Origin of the sequence: Biformimicrobium ophioploci, assembly GCF_030270605.1 — a bacterium.
Classification (GTDB): Bacteria; Pseudomonadota; Gammaproteobacteria; order Pseudomonadales; family Cellvibrionaceae; genus Biformimicrobium; species Biformimicrobium ophioploci.
Map to the genome: position 1 here is coordinate 134,565 of NZ_BSYJ01000006.1, position 15,902 is coordinate 150,466.

Annotated in this window: 14 protein-coding genes and 1 tRNA gene; 3 read left to right on the forward strand and 12 right to left on the reverse strand. The window is 56.9% G+C overall.

Going from position 1 to position 15,902, the window contains the following annotated elements:
* The first annotated feature begins 138 nt into the window (after nt 1–138).
* Nucleotides 139–609 carry an Lrp/AsnC family transcriptional regulator gene (locus QSJ80_RS13755; RefSeq protein ID WP_285765047.1) on the forward strand — a complete coding sequence of 157 codons (471 nt, stop codon included), beginning with the start codon at nt 139–141 and terminating at the stop codon, nt 607–609.
* A 90-nt stretch (nt 610–699) separates the two neighbouring features.
* Here QSJ80_RS13755 and QSJ80_RS13760 read toward each other — a convergent pair whose 3' ends face one another.
* Complete coding sequence (locus tag QSJ80_RS13760; RefSeq protein WP_285765048.1) at nt 700–1,200, reverse strand: shikimate kinase; 501 nt, start codon at nt 1,198–1,200, stop codon at nt 700–702.
* Between the two features lie 69 nt (nt 1,201–1,269).
* Nucleotides 1,270–1,992: an acyltransferase gene (locus QSJ80_RS13765; protein WP_285765049.1), complete on the reverse strand. Its 723-nt coding sequence runs from the start codon at nt 1,990–1,992 to the stop codon at nt 1,270–1,272.
* 126 nt (nt 1,993–2,118) lie between these two features.
* Here QSJ80_RS13765 and QSJ80_RS13770 point away from each other — a divergent pair, with 126 nt between their 5' ends.
* On the forward strand, nt 2,119–2,739 hold the full coding sequence (locus tag QSJ80_RS13770; protein ID WP_285765050.1) for a class I SAM-dependent methyltransferase: 621 nt from the start codon (nt 2,119–2,121) through the stop codon (nt 2,737–2,739).
* Nucleotides 2,740–2,741: 2 nt separating this feature from the next.
* On the opposite strand, the gene QSJ80_RS13775 is transcribed toward QSJ80_RS13770, so the two are convergent.
* From QSJ80_RS13775 to QSJ80_RS13815, 9 genes are all read right to left on the reverse strand, one after another.
* Nucleotides 2,742–3,848: a prenyltransferase/squalene oxidase repeat-containing protein gene (locus QSJ80_RS13775; protein WP_434219185.1), complete on the reverse strand. Its 1,107-nt coding sequence runs from the start codon at nt 3,846–3,848 to the stop codon at nt 2,742–2,744.
* Complete coding sequence (locus QSJ80_RS13780; RefSeq protein WP_285765052.1) at nt 3,845–4,621, reverse strand: class I SAM-dependent methyltransferase; 777 nt, start codon at nt 4,619–4,621, stop codon at nt 3,845–3,847. Before QSJ80_RS13780 ends, QSJ80_RS13775 begins: the two co-directional genes overlap by 4 nt.
* A complete protein-coding gene (locus tag QSJ80_RS13785) occupies nt 4,618–5,967 on the reverse strand; it encodes a glycosyltransferase family 4 protein (RefSeq protein ID WP_285765053.1) in 1,350 nt (449 codons plus the stop codon). Before QSJ80_RS13785 ends, QSJ80_RS13780 begins: the two co-directional genes overlap by 4 nt.
* 469 nt (nt 5,968–6,436) lie before the next feature.
* Nucleotides 6,437–7,153, reverse strand: a complete 717-nt coding sequence (locus QSJ80_RS13790; RefSeq protein WP_285765054.1) for an SIMPL domain-containing protein — start codon at nt 7,151–7,153, stop codon at nt 6,437–6,439.
* Between the two features lie 131 nt (nt 7,154–7,284).
* A complete protein-coding gene (locus QSJ80_RS13795; protein WP_285765055.1) occupies nt 7,285–8,676 on the reverse strand; it encodes a glutamine synthetase family protein in 1,392 nt (463 codons plus the stop codon).
* A gap of 132 nt (nt 8,677–8,808) precedes the next feature.
* Nucleotides 8,809–10,161, reverse strand: a complete 1,353-nt coding sequence (locus QSJ80_RS13800; RefSeq protein WP_285765056.1) for an aspartate aminotransferase family protein — start codon at nt 10,159–10,161, stop codon at nt 8,809–8,811.
* A 286-nt stretch (nt 10,162–10,447) separates the two neighbouring features.
* Nucleotides 10,448–11,899 (reverse strand): N-acyl-D-amino-acid deacylase family protein, encoded by a 1,452-nt coding sequence (locus QSJ80_RS13805; RefSeq protein ID WP_285765057.1) that lies wholly within the window; start codon nt 11,897–11,899, stop codon nt 10,448–10,450.
* Nucleotides 11,900–11,987: 88 nt separating this feature from the next.
* A complete protein-coding gene (locus QSJ80_RS13810; RefSeq protein WP_285765058.1) occupies nt 11,988–13,169 on the reverse strand; it encodes a serine hydrolase domain-containing protein in 1,182 nt (393 codons plus the stop codon).
* Nucleotides 13,170–13,298: 129 nt separating this feature from the next.
* On the reverse strand, nt 13,299–13,880 hold the full coding sequence (locus QSJ80_RS13815) for an SOUL family heme-binding protein (protein WP_285765059.1): 582 nt from the start codon (nt 13,878–13,880) through the stop codon (nt 13,299–13,301).
* Nucleotides 13,881–14,098: 218 nt separating this feature from the next.
* Between QSJ80_RS13815 and QSJ80_RS13820 the strand changes: the two genes are divergently transcribed.
* A complete protein-coding gene (locus tag QSJ80_RS13820) occupies nt 14,099–15,577 on the forward strand; it encodes an arylsulfatase (RefSeq protein ID WP_434219187.1) in 1,479 nt (492 codons plus the stop codon).
* Nucleotides 15,578–15,797: 220 nt separating this feature from the next.
* Here the strand turns inward: QSJ80_RS13820 and QSJ80_RS13825 are convergent.
* Nucleotides 15,798–15,874, reverse strand: a tRNA-Val gene (locus QSJ80_RS13825).
* Nucleotides 15,875–15,902: the final 28 nt, after the last annotated feature.

Consider the following 15,902-nt stretch of genomic DNA (forward strand, 5'->3'; position numbering starts at 1 on the left):
TACCTTTGTGCAGATTATTTATTATGGGCTCATAGTAGAGGGTTGGGCAGGACGAATCATTGCTTTTTTAACGCGAAAGCCATTAGAATTATGACAATCCTTTCGGCAAAACTGTATTTAATAGGATAAAACTAAAATATGAAGCGCTCTACAGAACTGGATGACTTCGACCGCAAGATATTGCGCGCCCTGCAGGATAACGCCGATTACTCCATGGCAGAGCTGGGCGACAAGGTCGGCCTTAGCCACACCCCCTGCTGGCGCAGGATCAAGCGGCTGGAGAGCGAAGGCGTCATTCGCGGCCGGGTTACCCTGCTGGACCCGCGCAAGCTCGACCTCGGAGTCACAGTATACTGCTACATCACCATCCAGAACCACGAAGAAGCCTCATTAAATGACTTCGAAAATGCGGTCCAGGATGTGCGCGAAGTGGTCGAATGCTACTCCACCAGCGGCGACAAGGATTACGTTCTGCGCGTTGTCGTGGACAGCGTAGAACACTATGAGCAGCTGTTGAAGCGTACTTTGGTACACCTGCCGAATGTGGCGTCGGTTAATTCGACCTTTGCCTTGAAACAGGTGAAGTACACAACGCAACTGCCACTCTAAAAGCTAACTCGCTTGCCGTGGTGACGCTGGGTTTTGCCTCACCACGGCATCGCCCCGATAACGCCTTCTAGAAACGGCGCTGTTCCCCAGTCAGTCTAACTGCGACTTTAATTCCGAAAGAATGACTTCCTGTGATTTCGCATCACACTCCACCGTTATATCCGCATAGCGCTCATACAAAGCCTGACGCTCCGCGAACAGGTCGGCAAAGCTCTGCTCCGGGCGCTTGGCGATGCCGCGGGTTTCGTAGTTGTGGATCCTGCGGCGCAGTTCATCCGCACTGCATTTGAGAAAAACGATAGGTCCCAGTTCGCGCATGCGCGCCATACCCGGCTCACTGTAGACCGCACTGCCGCCGGTCGCGATCACGCAGTTTGGCAGGTCCGCGTCCTGCAGCACTTCACCCTCAATGCGACGCAGGTTCATATAATCGGTCTCATCGAGGATCTGCTGCAGGGTCTTGTCTTCCCGCAGCTGGATCAACACATCGGTGTCGACAAAATCCTTGGCCAATTCCTTCGCCAGCAATACACCGATGGTGCTCTTGCCGGCTCCCGGCATTCCCACCAGGACAACACTTTCTTTATTCACGTCAGGCCCAACCTGCCAGTTACCAAAGTCCGTTTCTTAAAATACGGCACCCGATTCAGTCTTTTCGAACTAGTCACCGCGCCGCGGCATCAGCCGGGAACGCACCCAGCCGAAGATCGAATTCCCCTCCAGCAACATCTGGTCCAGGGCATCCATGTTATATCGCTGCCGCGCCGCATCGGAAAACAATGCCTCGCGGGTGATCATGCGGCGCCGGGGATTGATCTCCTTGATCACCTTTGCCGGGTTACCGGCCACCACCACGTTGGCCGGCACATCCCTTGTCACCACGCTGCCGGCACCCACCACCGAATTCTCACCGATGGTTACCCCCTTGCAGACGGTGGCACCATCGCCAATCCACACGTTGTCCTCGAGCACAACAGGCCGGGTACAACGAAATGGCCGGGTGCGATTATAGATACCATGCCAGTCAGAATCGGTGATATAGGCATTTGCGGCAAACATGCAGCCATTTCCGATGGAGATCGACTCCTCTGCCGAGATACGCACGCCCGGGGAGATCAGCACATAGTCGCCGATCGAGATACGCGCCTGCTTGCCGCGATGGCCAAATGTAGTGAGCCGAATGCAGTTATCCGGGGTCGAGATGAGGTGCAGGAAATCGCCTGCGCAGATATTGGTGCCGAACAGCTGCACGCTACCGGGATCCATCACCTCAGGCTCGCGCCCGATGGCATCGAATTGCGGTACGAGGAAATAACGGGTACGCCAGCGACGCCATCGCAACTGTAATTTCTTCAGCCAGTAGGGCCTGTGATCTCTGCGCAAACCAATTCTCCTGAACCCCAATCCCACACGCGCTTTCAGGATTGCATTTGAAAATTCCTGCCGCTAGGGTTGCAACTGGACCTTCAACAGAATTCCCAAACAAACCTGCGAACTGCTGTATATAAAATGCCTGATATCCATTTCCCGATCGACATCAACGAAGTAAAAGGCTTCCTCGCCAGCGACGAAGGAGAAGCACTCTATCAACTGGCAATATCCTGCGCCCGCCAGGGACCGATCCTGGAAGTCGGCAGTTATTGCGGCAAATCCACCCTGTACCTCGGTACTGCAGCACGCGAAACCGGCAACACCCTGTTCGCCGTAGACCACCACCGCGGCTCCGAAGAGCACCAGCCGGGTGAGGAATACCACGACGCCGACCTGTTTGATCCGCAAGCCGAGTTGATGGACAGCTTCAGAGAGTTTCGCCGCAACATGCGTCTCGCCGGGCTGGAAGAAACCGTCGTTCCGGTCGTGGCCCCTTCAGGTGTTGCAGCGAGACACTGGGCAACACCGCTCGGCATGGTATTTATTGACGGCGGCCACTCACTGGAAGCCGCGCTGACCGATTACCGCAGCTGGTCTCGCCACCTGGTGCCGGGCGGCCTGCTCGCAATCCACGATATCTTCCCCGACCCCGCAGACGGCGGTCAGGCGCCCTACGATATCTACAAGCTTGCCCTGGCCTCGGGCCAGTTCGAGGCCCTGGAAACCGTCAATACACTCGGCATCTTGCGCAGACTGTAAACTCAGCGGGCGACCAGAACCTCCGCGCCTTCCCTCGAGCTGTCAGCTTCCGGCAGCTTCTCCGTCAGGCACTCATCCAACAACTGTACGGCGGTAAACAGCTTGCTGGCCGGCGTGTGCCCGGTCAGCGCATCTGCCGCCAGTACAATGGCCGCTGCAGTCCAGGTGGTTTTTTCTGCCGGCCAAATCGCATCATCGCGATACACATACCCGGTCCAGTAGCCACCGTCGCCATCGCGCCATTCATGCAGCCAGCTATAAAGCTGCTGCGCCCTGCCCGCCTCCCCGGCGGCCAGTAGCGCCATGGTCAGTTCGCAGGATTCGGCCACCGTTACCCAGGGCTCGTCATTGACGCAACGGCACCCAAGGCCATCCACTACAAACTGATCCCATTTTTCCTGCAGGCGCTCCCGCGCACTACCGCCGCTGAATACGCCGGTCAGCACCGGGTAAAACCAGTCCATGGAAAAACGGTCCTTACTCTCCCAGGTGCGGTCAAACCTTTCCGGCTTATTGCTCAGGGCCTCACCCAGCTTCGCTCGTGCAGTGCGCCAGCAATCAAAATCCTGCTGCAGGGTAAACGCGATATTGATACCGCATTCCAGGCTTTTGTAGATGGACGCACAGCCGGTCACCAGCGCGTCGCGCATTGGCTGCCCTTCACTGTCTACTGCCCAGTGAATTTCACCAAACTCGGTCTGCAGCGACACCACGAAATCCAGCGCGCGCCGGACCGTTGGGTACAGGTCGGCGAGAAATGCCCGATCCCCGGTCAGCAGAAAATGATGCCAGACACCGGTCGCAATATAGGCAACAAAGTTGGTTTCACGCCGCTCGCGATTATGAATCTCGCCGCCTTTATAGGCGGCCCACCAGCTGCCGTCCTCCAGCTGAAGCCCGGCAAGCCAGTCGTAGGCTTTCTTGGCCGCTTCATATTCACCACAGATACTCAGTGCCATCGCCGCTTCGACATGATCCCACGGGTCCGCATAGCCGCCCTCAAACCAGGGAATGGCACCGTCTTCCTGCTGCACCGACAGAATGTATTCTACCGACTGGCGCATCATCTCCGCGGGGAAGATCCCCTTCTGCAACATCACCGGACTCATGCAGGCAGCCCCACAGGATCATCAGCCGGGGGCGTTGACGATACCTCCGGCGACTCCGGTTTTACGAAATACAGCACAATACTTTTTCCAAGAATCGGATTAAGCAGCTTTTCCAGCCAGCGCGTCAGGGCCGGCTTCTGCATCAGGTCCCAGACCAGCAATTTGTGATACCAGCGCACGAGTCGCGACGAGTCCTGTGAATCCCACAACAGGCAGCGCAACCACCAGTAAGGCGAATGCAGCGCATGGGCCTTGTGCCGCGCAAAATACCGGTGACCCAGCGCTTCGATATCGCCGCGCAGGCCCCGCTCACGGAAAATACGCACATGACCACCCTCCACCTGGTGGTAGGCACTGGACAATTTCCAGCACACCCACTCCGGGAAAAATGTAGGCACACTGGCAACGAACACGCCGCCCGGCTTGAGCACCCGGTCGATTTCACGCAGGGCCGATTCGTAATCCGGGATATGCTCCAGCACCTCCGAGCAAACCACCACATCGAAGGTATCGGCGGCAAATGGCAGGCATAGTGCGTCGCCCACCCCGAATGCCAGCACACCTTCGCCGCCACGCTCCTGGTCGGCTGCATCGACAAACGGCTGCGCTTTATCCCGCGCGCTGGTTACATCACGCTGGCTCATATCGATGCCAACCGAAACCACATCTGCATGCAGGAAGATATTGGTTGCATGGCGCCCCTCGCCGCAACCGAGGTCCAGCACCTTCTGCCCCGGCCCCAGGGAAAGCTTTTCAAAATCGACCGTGATCATTGTGCACCCCCGGCAATCGGCTCATTCGCCGCGTGCACGCCACCGGATTGGGTTACGGCAATGATTTCACGGTAGTAACCCACAACCTGCTGTGCAGCCAGTCGCCAGCAGAAACTGTTGTCGATCCGCTCGCGGCCGGCAGCAGCAAGCCGCTCACGTGTCGCCGGCTCGTCAAATAACCGCTCGAGTGCATCGCGCAACGCTGCGCTTTTCCCTGCCGGCACGATCATGCCCGCATCACCCACGACTTCAGGCAATGCACCACCGTCGCTGGAGACAATTGGAACGCCGCAGGCCATCGCCTCACCGGCGGGCAAACCGAAGCCTTCATAGAGCGAGGGCGCCACTGCGACCTCCGCCATGTTGTACTCCTCCACCAGCTGCTCGGTCGAAATGCCGCTGACAAAGCTGGCGCAATCACCCAGCTGCAGTTCATCCAGCAATTTCTGCGTGGGGCCGTCCGGATTCAACTTGCCTATCACCCGGAGGCTCACACGCGGATGCGCGGCCCTCAGTCCAGCGACGGCTTCCAGCAGGTAGCGCAGGCCCTTGAGTGGCTGGTCTGCTGAAGCAGTCGTGATAATCCTGCCCGGAACCTTTGTAACACCTTCTAACGGACGGAACACATCGGTATCGATACCGTTGTATATCAGGCGCAGCTGCTCGGGCTCCACCGAGAAATCCCGGCGAATATCCTCGAACGAACAACGGGATACTGTGGTTATGTGGTGCAACCGGCGGGCCACGCGCTTCTGCATTTTCAGGAAGGAATGCCAGCGCCGCACCAGCAGTCTGTAACCCCAGGTTGGCGCCGCCTCCAAAGCAATGCGGCGGTCGCGGGTAATCGGGTGGTGGATAGTGGCAAGGACCGGTACACCCATACGCTGCAGTTCCAGCAGGCCGGAACAGAGGGACTGGTTATCGTGGACGATATCGTATTCATCGCGGTGCTTGCGCAGGTAGTGCACCACCCGGCGGCCGAAGCTGTAGGGCTCGCCAAAACCACCAGTGGCCATCTGCCACCACTCACTGAAATCTGCCCACGACCTGAGGTGGCGCCAGCGCAGCGCGCGAATATGGCTTTCAGCCTCGAACAGGTTCAGGCCGGGCATCTTGATCAGACGAACCCGCTCATCCAGTACCGGGTACGGTTCACCGGAAATCACATCCACCTTGTGACCTGCCGCGACAAGCGCTTTGCTCAGGTAGTGGATATAGACGCCCTGCCCGCCGCAATAGGGATGACTGCGATATCCGAGCAGGCAGATGCGCAGCGGTTTGCCGCTGCTTCCTTCGGTAAGCCTCTCACTCACCAGACCGTCGTCATACTTCTCAAAGGCGGTCATCCAAGCTCCCCAGTGCCCCAGATCGAACCACGGCATTCAACAGTTTGCCGCGTTTTTTATCTTGTTAAGGGCCCAAGGATACACGCATGCACCGCCGCCAACCAGAAGCCGCCCCGGGGCTGACAACAGGACTGAAAACGGGACAGGCAATTCATACCAGTGGAACAGGCAAAACCAATAATCGCGGTTACTTTCGGCCCGAATCAGCCAAATTTCAGACAAAAAAAAGCCCGCCGGTGGCGGGCAATATTTCTCGAACACACTTTAAGGAGGAGAGCATAACGACAATGCACAAGTCAGATTCCAACATGGCCTTGCCTGTAAATAGGTATAGCAGAGACTCTCGCCCGCTCAGCCGGCCCCGCACAATTTGGCGTACCGAGGATTACTTCCTGCGACCCCGGCTCCCGCAGTGGTTTCAACTCGCCGGTCAGCCCGGACCGTCGGCGCAAGTAACCCCGCACGCAACCTAATTCAGGGTGAAGACGGCATAGATTGATTGATGGATCTTCTGCTTGGCGATCTTCAGGCCGGCACCCTGATCAGCCTGTGCGGATTCTGCTGACATGGCCGCCGCTCCGGCAATCCCACCACGGAAAACCGGTGAGGGACCTGAAGCCTGGGCGGAGATTCCGTACACTGCGCCGACACTGGCGCCGAATTCCGCCGCGATAATCTCCGCCCTGGTTTTGGCATCGGCGATGGCGAGCTTCATCGCCTCACTCTTTAGTTCTGAAATCTTGCTGTGGTGCAGACTGATGCCCTCGAGGCGCGTAATCCCGGAGCCCGTCAGCTTCTGGACCAGCTCCGAATAACGCTCGAGGTCCCGCAACCTCAAAGTCACCGAGCGGTTTACGCGCTCACCCTTGTATACACGGCCACGATTGGCGTATTCGTACTCCGGTTGCGCACTGATGAGGGAAGCATCGATATCCTCTTCCAGAACCCCGCCCGACGCGGCCGCCTCCAGCACACTGCGGGTGCGCACATCAACGGCTTTCCTGGCCTCTTCGAGCGTACTTGCGGTCTCGGAAATGGAGAGTGAGATTTCCACATAGTCGGGCAGCGCCTCAACGTATGCGGTGCCAGATACCTGGATATGGCGCGCATCCGGGAGCCCGTTGGCCAGGGCAAATAAAGGCAGGAGAAACAGAGCGGCAAGCAGCAGGCGGAACGCATTTTTCATTTCGGGCACCAATTTATTTTGACCGGGGAAACAACCAGTTTCACCAGTCTATGAGACAGTCACGCGCGGCATCGGTTCCACCCTGCCGCACGAACTTCTCACATGCCCCTTCTCAATGAAGGCTAAATAACCTAAACGCGGTTCAGGTAACTCTGGTATTCCACATCGGTAATCCGCATGGAAATTTCACGGAATTCCTGTGCCTTCAATAGTTGGTAAAGGCTGGTAAATTTTTCCGGAAAGTACTTGTGCCAGACGTCGGATTGTTCGAAACGACGATTTGCGCCCGACCAGGTATTGACCAGCATTTCGCTTTCTACCTGGTAGGCATCGCCCTTCACGGGCTCCGGCGGCAACAGTTTGTTTTCGATACCGTGCAGCACACCCGCGAGGATTGCCGCAAGCACCAGGTACGGGTTTGCATCGGAGCCGCTGATGCGGTGCTCAAAGCGGCGCGCCGCCGGCGGGCTGGCGGGAATGCGCAGCGCTGTGGTGCGGTTGTCGTAGCCCCAGGCGATGCCCAGAGGCGCATGCGAACTCTCCTGGAAGCGGCGATAGGAATTGGAATGCGGCGCGAAGATCGCCATGGAATCATTGGCAGTGGCCATCATGCCGGCAACGGCGTGACGCAGCAGGTCAGAACCTTCCACAGTGCCGTTGTCGAACAGGTTTTTGCCAGACTCATCGACCAGGCTCAAGTGAACGTGCATACCACTACCGGCCAGGTCGCCGAATGGCTTGGCCATGGTGGAGACACGCATGTTATGGCTGCGGGCAACGCCTTTCAGGATGCGCTTGAATAACAGGGTCTTGTCAGCGATTTCGACAAGGTTGTCGGTATGGTTCAGGTTGATCTCGTACTGACCCGGCGCACATTCCTTGAGGATGGTATCGGCGGGAATTTCCTGCATTTCGCAGGCGCGTCGCACATCGTCAAAGAACTCGCGCTGCTCGTTCACAGCAGACAGGTCATAAACGTCGGTCGCCGGCACGATACCGGTTTCAGACTGGGCTACCGGTATCGGGTAGCCGTTGTCATCGGATTCGTCCTGCAGCAGGTAGAACTCCAGTTCCGTCGCCGCAACCGGGGTCATGCCAAGCTTCTTGAAGCGCGCGCAAACGCTTTCCAGCAGGCCACGCGGATCGCCAAAGAATGGCGAGCCATCCGGTTCAACCATCTGCAGTTGCACCTGTGCCGTTGGCTCATCGTGCCAGGGCGCATGGGTCAACGGGGAGACCGGCAGGCAGACGCCGTCGCTGTCGCCACTGGCGAATACCAGCGGGCTGTCCTCGACATCCCTACCCCAGATATCCAGGCTCAGGGCGCTGCGAGGCAGCTGCAGTCCAGCGCTGAACAGCTTGCGGGCGGACTCAACCGGCACCAATTTTCCGCGCGGGACACCGTTGAGATCGAAGACGAACGCCTCCACCCACACCAGGTCCGGGTTCTCGTCCAGGAACTGCAATGACTGACGGGCAATCTCTTCGGGGCAGGAAAGTGGCTTAACGGATTTTTGCGACATCTAAGTTCTTCTTTTCAGCGCCTTGTCAGGCAGAGGCTTTTTAAAACCGGTCAAATAAAGGTCAAAAATACACGGACCTCAAACGCATAACAGGCCCGACTAGCGGGCCTGTTATCAGGAAGCATTGCGGGCTTAAACGCCCAGTGCCTCGGCAGTGTCGTCCAGGGCACGTTCGGCCTTGGTAATCAACTCATCTACCTGCTCGCGGGTCAGGATCAGCGGCGGTGCGATGATCATGGCATCCCCCGTGGCCCGCATGACGAGCCCGTTCTTGATGCTCATTGTACGACAGATGGCACCGGCGGTGCATTTATCATCGAAGCGCGCCCGGCTTGCCTTGTCCTTGACCAGCTCCAGCGCACCGACAAAGCCGAGACCACGGGCTTCTCCCACGATACGGTGCTCGCCAAGCTCCTTCCAGCGCTGCTGCAGGTACGGACCGGTATCCTCGGCCATCTTTTCGATGATTTTCTCATCGCGCAGGATATTGATGGTCGCGAGGCCTGCCGCACAGGCCGCCGGGTGTGCGGAATAGGTATAGCCGTGGGTGAACTCGCCACCGCCGGACTTGAGCACGTCGGCCACCTTGTCGCCCACCATAACACCGCCCAGCGGGTAGTAACCGTTGGTCACCGCCTTGGCGAAGGTCAGCAGGTCCGGCTGGATATCGTAGTACTGGCTACCGAACCACTGGCCGGTACGGCCAAAGCCGAAGATCACCTCATCCATCACCATCAGGATGTCGTACTTTGCCAGGATCTTCTTGATCTGCGGCCAGTAGCTCTCCGGCGGAATGATCACACCACCGGCACCCTGGATCGGCTCGGCGATAAACGCAGCAACACGCTCCGGGCCCAGCTCCTGAATCTTGGTTTCCAGGGCATTTGCCGCATGGATGCCAAACTCTTCCGGGGACATATCGCCGCCCTCTTCGAACCAGTACGGCTGGTCGATGTGGACGATGTTGTCCAGGCGGCTGAACTGCTTGTGCATACCGTTCATGCCACCGAGGCTCGCACCGGCAATGGTGGAGCCGTGGTAGGCGTTCTTGCGGGAAATGATGATGCGCTTCTCAGGCTGCTCTTTCAGGTCCCAGTAACGGCGGATCATGCGCAAGTTGGTGTCGTTCGCCTCGGAGCCAGAGCCGGTGAAGAACACATTGTTCATACCTTCCGGCGCGATCTCGGAAATCACTCTGGCCAACTCAACAGAAGCCGGCGTGGTGCACTGGAAGAAGCTGTTGTAGTAAGGCAGCGTATTCAGCTGATCGTCGATGGCCTTGATGATTTCCTTGCGGCTGTAACCCAGGTTGCAGCACCACAGGCCGGACATGGCATCCAGCATACGGTGGCCGTCTACGTCGACAATGTAGGCGTCTTCTGCATTGGTGATCAGGCGCGTGCCTTCTTCGACCATCTCCTTGAAATCGGAAAACGGGTGCATGAGGTGCGCCGCATCGGCGGACTGGAGAAGCTTCTTATCCATACTGACTCCGAAGTTTTACCGGGGTGGCAACTCAAGCCCGCCCCGTTGATTCTGATTTGACAGGCAAATGTGATCACATTTAACAGAAAAACACAAGAAAGTGATCACAAATTCCCGGGCGCCGGATTCAACGCACACGACTGCTCTGCAGTGTAGGTTTGGAAGTGGGTATGGAGAAGTGGCGGACAAATGGGGTCAGAGCCATTGGCTCTGACCCCTAAGTTGGATTGGCGGGGTCAGAGTCAAAGACTCTGACCCCAAACGTCTTTGACTCTGGCCCCGCACATCACCGCTCAATGCGCGGATCCAGCACCTTGCCCGGGGCAGCTGAAGAGAACTTCCCCTGCTCAAGGACAGACTTCCCATTGATGAAAACATAATCAAAGCCCGTAGCCAGAGTATGGGGCGCACTGTAGGTGGCCGTCGCCCTGACCAGCTTTGGATCAAAAATCAGCAGGTCTGCGGCATTGCCCTCTGCAACTACCCCCCGGGTTTTCAAACCCAGGACACTGGCCGGGAAGCCACTGACTTTGTGAATCGCCTGCTCGAGCGACAGCATCTGTTTATTGACCACAAACTCCTCGATTACCTTGGCAAAGGTCCCATGACCACGCGGATGGAAGCCCGTGGGACTGCCATCCGATGACACCGCCACCATAGGGTCGGCGATCAGGCGGGTCTGCAGCGCTTCATCCATCACAAAGTAAGCCGCGGACGCACCTTCCGGACCGATATCGTCGATCAGTACCTGCTCAAAGGGCTTACCAGCCTCTGCTGCAACCTGCTGCAAGGTTTTGCCGGTATAGGGGTCGGTTCCAAACAGGGTTGCCTGGGGACCGTTGCGCGCATTGACCTTGTTCCGAATAAATTCCTCAAGCTCTACCCGCCTGGAGGAGATGACACTGGCCAGCTGCACGCGGGTCTTGGCCCAGTCGGGAAAGACGATGGCGATTCCGGTATAGCTGGCATTGTAGGGGTAGACATCCGCCGTAATATCTACGCCCTGCTGCCGCGCCGCGTCCAGCAAGGCAAGGATCTGTTCCGCCCTCGCTTCCCCCTTGCCGTACACCGCCTTCAAATGCGACACATGGACGCGGGCAAACTGTCCCTGCCGAATCAGCTCACGGAGCGAGCCTTCAAGCGCTTGGTCATCTTCATTGCGCAGGTGGCTCATGATGAGCTTGCCCTCGTTGCCCACAACCTGTGCCAGGGCAAGCAGTTCATCCTCCGCCGCATACAGCGCAGGTGAATACTCCAGACCTGTGGTCATACCGAACGCATAAGGCAGATTGCTTTTCAGGATCGACTGCATTTCGGCCTGTTGCTGCGGGGTAATCTGTGCACCCGCCTCAATCCCAACCATGCCTCGCAGCGTACCGTGGCCGAGAAACAGCGCTAAATTGGGATTGATGCCACCGGACCGCACCTCGCCAACCCATGTCGCCAAATCCCTGACGGCAGGACTGAAACCATCCTGCCCCAATGAGATCGTGGTCACCCCCATAGAGATGAAGTTTTCAAAAGCACCTTGTGACTTTGCCGAGCCGTGGGAATGTAAATCAATAAATCCCGGCGATAACACCCGACCACCGGCATCGATGGTGCGCCGCGCCGAAACCTTCGCGGTCTGGGTAGTATCGATTCGCGCGATCCTGCCCGCATCGACATAAACGTCTGCGTTAAAAGCCGGGCTACCGGTGCCATCTACCACTCTTGCATTTTTGATGGCCAGATCCACGCTTTCCGCCAGCGCAGCAAACGATACGGCAAGGCCAAGTACAGCAACCAATAAACGCGCTACTGAGAATTTCATTGTGCTCTCCCTTTCAGCTTTCCGACAGTACGATATCGACGGTTTGGCGCGCCAGCTCCAGCGGGCTTAGCTGCGCATAACTGTTGCGGTTTGTGAGAATAACCACGGTCAGCCGCTCATCCGTGATTCGGTACAGTACGTTGCGGAAACCCTTGCTGCTTCCCGTATGGTATGTCACGTTGTGGCCGGCGTAATCCTCGAGCCGCCAACCAAATCCATACTGGATAGGCTCACCGGCGCCGTTGCCCTGATCCCGGAATAACTCCGCCCGCCACTCGGGGCTCAACAGCTCTTCCTGGTACAGGGCCGTATCCCAGAGGAAGAGATCGTTCAAGCTTGAATAAACACCGCCATCACCGAGAACTGCGCTGTATACACTCTGGTCCGTACGAGACACCGCGCCATTTTCCGCGATCGAATAACCGTAGGCACGGTTCTGAATCTTGTGACGTTCTTTCTCGAAGGCGACAGAAGCGTACATTTCAGCTGGACTGAAAACGTGCTCCTGCAGATAATCGCTGAAGCTCTGCCCGGAAACAGATTCAACGATCAAAGCCAGAAGGGCGTAACCGGAGTTACTGTACTGATAAGTTTCCCCAGCGGGGAAATAGGCTTCCGGATTGGCGGACACGAGCTTCAATACGTCCGCATCCCTAACCTGCTCAGACTGACCGTCTGGCACCAGCCCCTCGTAATCTACCAGGCCGGAGGTGTGCCTGAGCAGATCCCTGATGGTGATGGTTTCACCGATTGCCGGAAAACCTTCGAGCGCTTCGGAAAGTTTTGAATCGAGAGATAGCAGACCCCTTTCGATCAGCTGCATTACCGCCATCGCGGTAAACTGCTTGCTGACAGAGGCCAGGCGGAAATTGGTACTCGGCGTCACCGGCTCACGCGTTTCCAGGTTCGCCCACCCAAACCCCTTCTGGTAGATCACTTCGCCATGCCGGATCACCATAACGGCCGCGCCCGGCACGTCGTCGCCGGCATAGCGCATGAAAAGCGCATCAATTTTTTCTAGCCCGACAGGCTCCTTCCCGCCCTCGCTGGAGCAGCCAGAAGCCAAAGCAATAAATACCACCCAGACAGCAAGTAAACTGCGCATAGGCGCCCCCTGTTGATCTTCCTGAAACGAACTGCCGTCTTTAGGTGAGCAGCCCAAAAAAGTATTCAGTTCAGAGGTATACCCGGGCACGGATATTGTTACAAGACGCGCAGGCAGGCGGAATTGTGGACTTTTTGCGCAAATGCAAAATAAGTGGGGTCAGAAACTAATGGGGTCAGAGTCAACGACTCTGACCCCATCCATTTGGCTCTGACCCCACTAGTCGTTCTGGGTTTCGATCGCGACCTCGTTGGTCCGCATCACCGGCAGCGAGAATGGCGAGTTATAGCGGTTGAAGATAGGCATACCCACTGGCTTGAGACTCTCCCGCTTCAATGCCTCCAGCAGCGCGGCCTCTTCCTTGCGGTAGCGCTTGGTACTCCAGCTGCCACGATACCGCCTCACCGCCAGAGTCCTGGCAGGCACCTCGCGAATTTTTACGGCGGGATTATTCGGGCGTGGCAGGGTTTCCATGGTGTACTTGGAGGGCATAAAGAAGTTGACCCGATAACGCTTCTTCTCATCCGGATCGTCGGCAACCGATTGCTGCGAAACAGGAGCCGTCATCGCAATTTTCTCTCTGGACTCCTGCTGCACCGGCGCCGTCATTTTCATTTTTGATTCGGACTGGTTCTCACCGAAGATGTAAGCCGCCAAGACTCCGAACGCGGCGCTTCCCGCATCTTCGAAGGTCGCCATCACCTCTACCTCAGCAATGAGGTGCGGCTTATATTGCCGCAACTCGAAATCCGGGTAGGTTTTGATGACGGTGTACTCGGGTGTTTCGATGCCGTTTGCCACGCTGGCTCCCAAAGCCACAAGCAAGCCAAAACAGATGCGCTGCAAATATGCCAATGCCGCTATCCCTCCTGAATACCCTGCGAAAATGGGGTCACGCAGCTGGAAAAACTATCAAGGTGCGCCCTGCGCCATGGTTAGGTAATAGATTAAACACTAAATACAAAGCGAGGTACATTCGGGTGAATCCAGCATCGAGAATTACGCGAAAATCATTCGCAATATCGCTGTTGTCCACATTATTGCTCTTTCCAGCATTCGCTTTTTGCGCAGAAAAACCAAACATCCTGGTTATATTTGGCGACGATATCGGCTGGTTCAACCCGAGCATATACAACCACGGCATGATGGGTTACCAGACCCCGAACATCGACCGCATCGGTAGAGAAGGCATCATGTTTACCGATGCCTACGGACAGCAAAGCTGTACCGCCGGCAGGGCTGCGTTTATTACCGGGCAATCTCCCAAGCGCACAGGTCTGTTAAAGATTGGTATGCCAGGTGACCCGATAGGGCTTCAGAAAGAAGACCCCACCATCGCGAGGCTGCTGAAGGCACATGGCTATGTAACCGGACAGTTTGGTAAAAACCACCTGGGGGATCTCGACGAGCACCTACCCACCGCACATGGATTTGACGAGTTCTTCGGCAATCTGTATCACCTTAATGCGGAAGAGGAACCGGAGCATCCCGACTACCCCAAAGATCCTGCATTTCGCAAAAAATATGGGCCGCGCGGTGTTATCAAATCCACTGCGGATGGCAAGATTGAGGACACCGGCCCCCTTACAACTAAACGCATGGAAACCGTCGACGAGGAATTTCTCGGCGCGACTCTGAACTTCATCGACCGCGCGCATTCAGCCAAGAAGCCTTTCTTCGTTTGGTTCAACTCTTCGCGGATGCACATCTTCACGCACTTGAAGAAAGAGAGTGAAGGCAAGACAGGCAAAGGCATCTATGCCGACGGCCTGGTAGAGCATGACGCCCACGTCGGCCAATTGCTCAAGAAGCTGGATGACCTGGGGATCGCGGACAACACGCTCGTGATCTATTCCACAGACAATGGCGCGGAGAAGTTTTCATGGCCGGATGGCGGCAGCAGCCCCTTCAGGGGAGAAAAAGCCACCACCTGGGAAGGGGGCCTTCGCGTGCCCCTACTGGTTCGCTGGCCCTCTGCGATCAAAGCCGGGCAGACAAGCAACGAGATCATCTCTCATGAAGATTGGCTGCAGACCATCATGGCCACAGTGGGTGAACCGGACATCAAGGAGAAATTACTCAAGGGGCATTCGGCAGACGGCAAAAAGTACAAAGTCCACCTCGATGGCTACAATTTCCTGCCTTACCTTACAGGGAAGGAGAAAAATGGCCCCCGCGATGTGTTCTTCGGCTTTGTCGATGATGGCTCACTGGGTACTGTGCGCTACAAGGACTACAAGTTCCACTTCAGCACCCAGACCCACCATGGGATTAAGGCCTGGCTTTTGGCACAGGAACCGAGAAAGGCGCCCCTCATCGTCAACCTGAGGTCCGACCCGTTCGAGGAAGCACCTAAAGAGTCCGCTTATTACGATGACTGGCTACTGCGGCACATGTTCGTGATGGTTCCCCTGAAGGACCTGGTCGGGAAGTTCATGGCGACCTTCGAGAAGTTCCCGCCACGACAGGAAAGCGGCAGCTTCACACCAAGGCAATGATGACAATCGGGGGCAGAGTTAAAGACTCTGACCCCGTAGGGCGATATCTGGGGTCACAGCTCTGGCTCTGACCCCAAGAATCTACGGCTCTGACCCTAGCAATTGGATAAATGGGGTCAGAGCGCTGGCTCTGACCCCAAAGATTCCACAGATCAACCACTCAGACCCTATTCGAAAGGGAGAGTTCGGGATGCGAGCAATAAAGAAAAAAGGGGGGAAGTGGTAGACCCGACCAGATTTGAACTGGTGACCTCTGCCATGTCAAGACAGCGCTCTAACCAACTGAGCTACGGGTCTATTGAGGCTCGATCAGGACAGACGCCCT

Excerpts from the sequence above, each read along its gene's own strand:
- QSJ80_RS13755 (WP_285765047.1), top strand. The coding sequence starts at position 139 with ATGAAGCGCTCTACAGAACTGGATGACTTCGACCGCAAGATATTGCGC.
- QSJ80_RS13795 (WP_285765055.1), bottom strand. The coding sequence starts at position 8,676 with ATGTCGCAAAAATCCGTTAAGCCACTTTCCTGCCCCGAAGAGATTGCC.
- QSJ80_RS13785 (WP_285765053.1), bottom strand. The coding sequence starts at position 5,967 with ATGACCGCCTTTGAGAAGTATGACGACGGTCTGGTGAGTGAGAGGCTT.
- QSJ80_RS13780 (WP_285765052.1), bottom strand. The coding sequence starts at position 4,621 with ATGATCACGGTCGATTTTGAAAAGCTTTCCCTGGGGCCGGGGCAGAAG.
- QSJ80_RS13800 (WP_285765056.1), bottom strand. The coding sequence starts at position 10,161 with ATGGATAAGAAGCTTCTCCAGTCCGCCGATGCGGCGCACCTCATGCAC.
- QSJ80_RS13775 (WP_434219185.1), bottom strand. The coding sequence starts at position 3,848 with ATGAGTCCGGTGATGTTGCAGAAGGGGATCTTCCCCGCGGAGATGATG.
- QSJ80_RS13770 (WP_285765050.1), top strand. The coding sequence starts at position 2,119 with ATGCCTGATATCCATTTCCCGATCGACATCAACGAAGTAAAAGGCTTC.
- QSJ80_RS13790 (WP_285765054.1), bottom strand. The coding sequence starts at position 7,153 with ATGAAAAATGCGTTCCGCCTGCTGCTTGCCGCTCTGTTTCTCCTGCCT.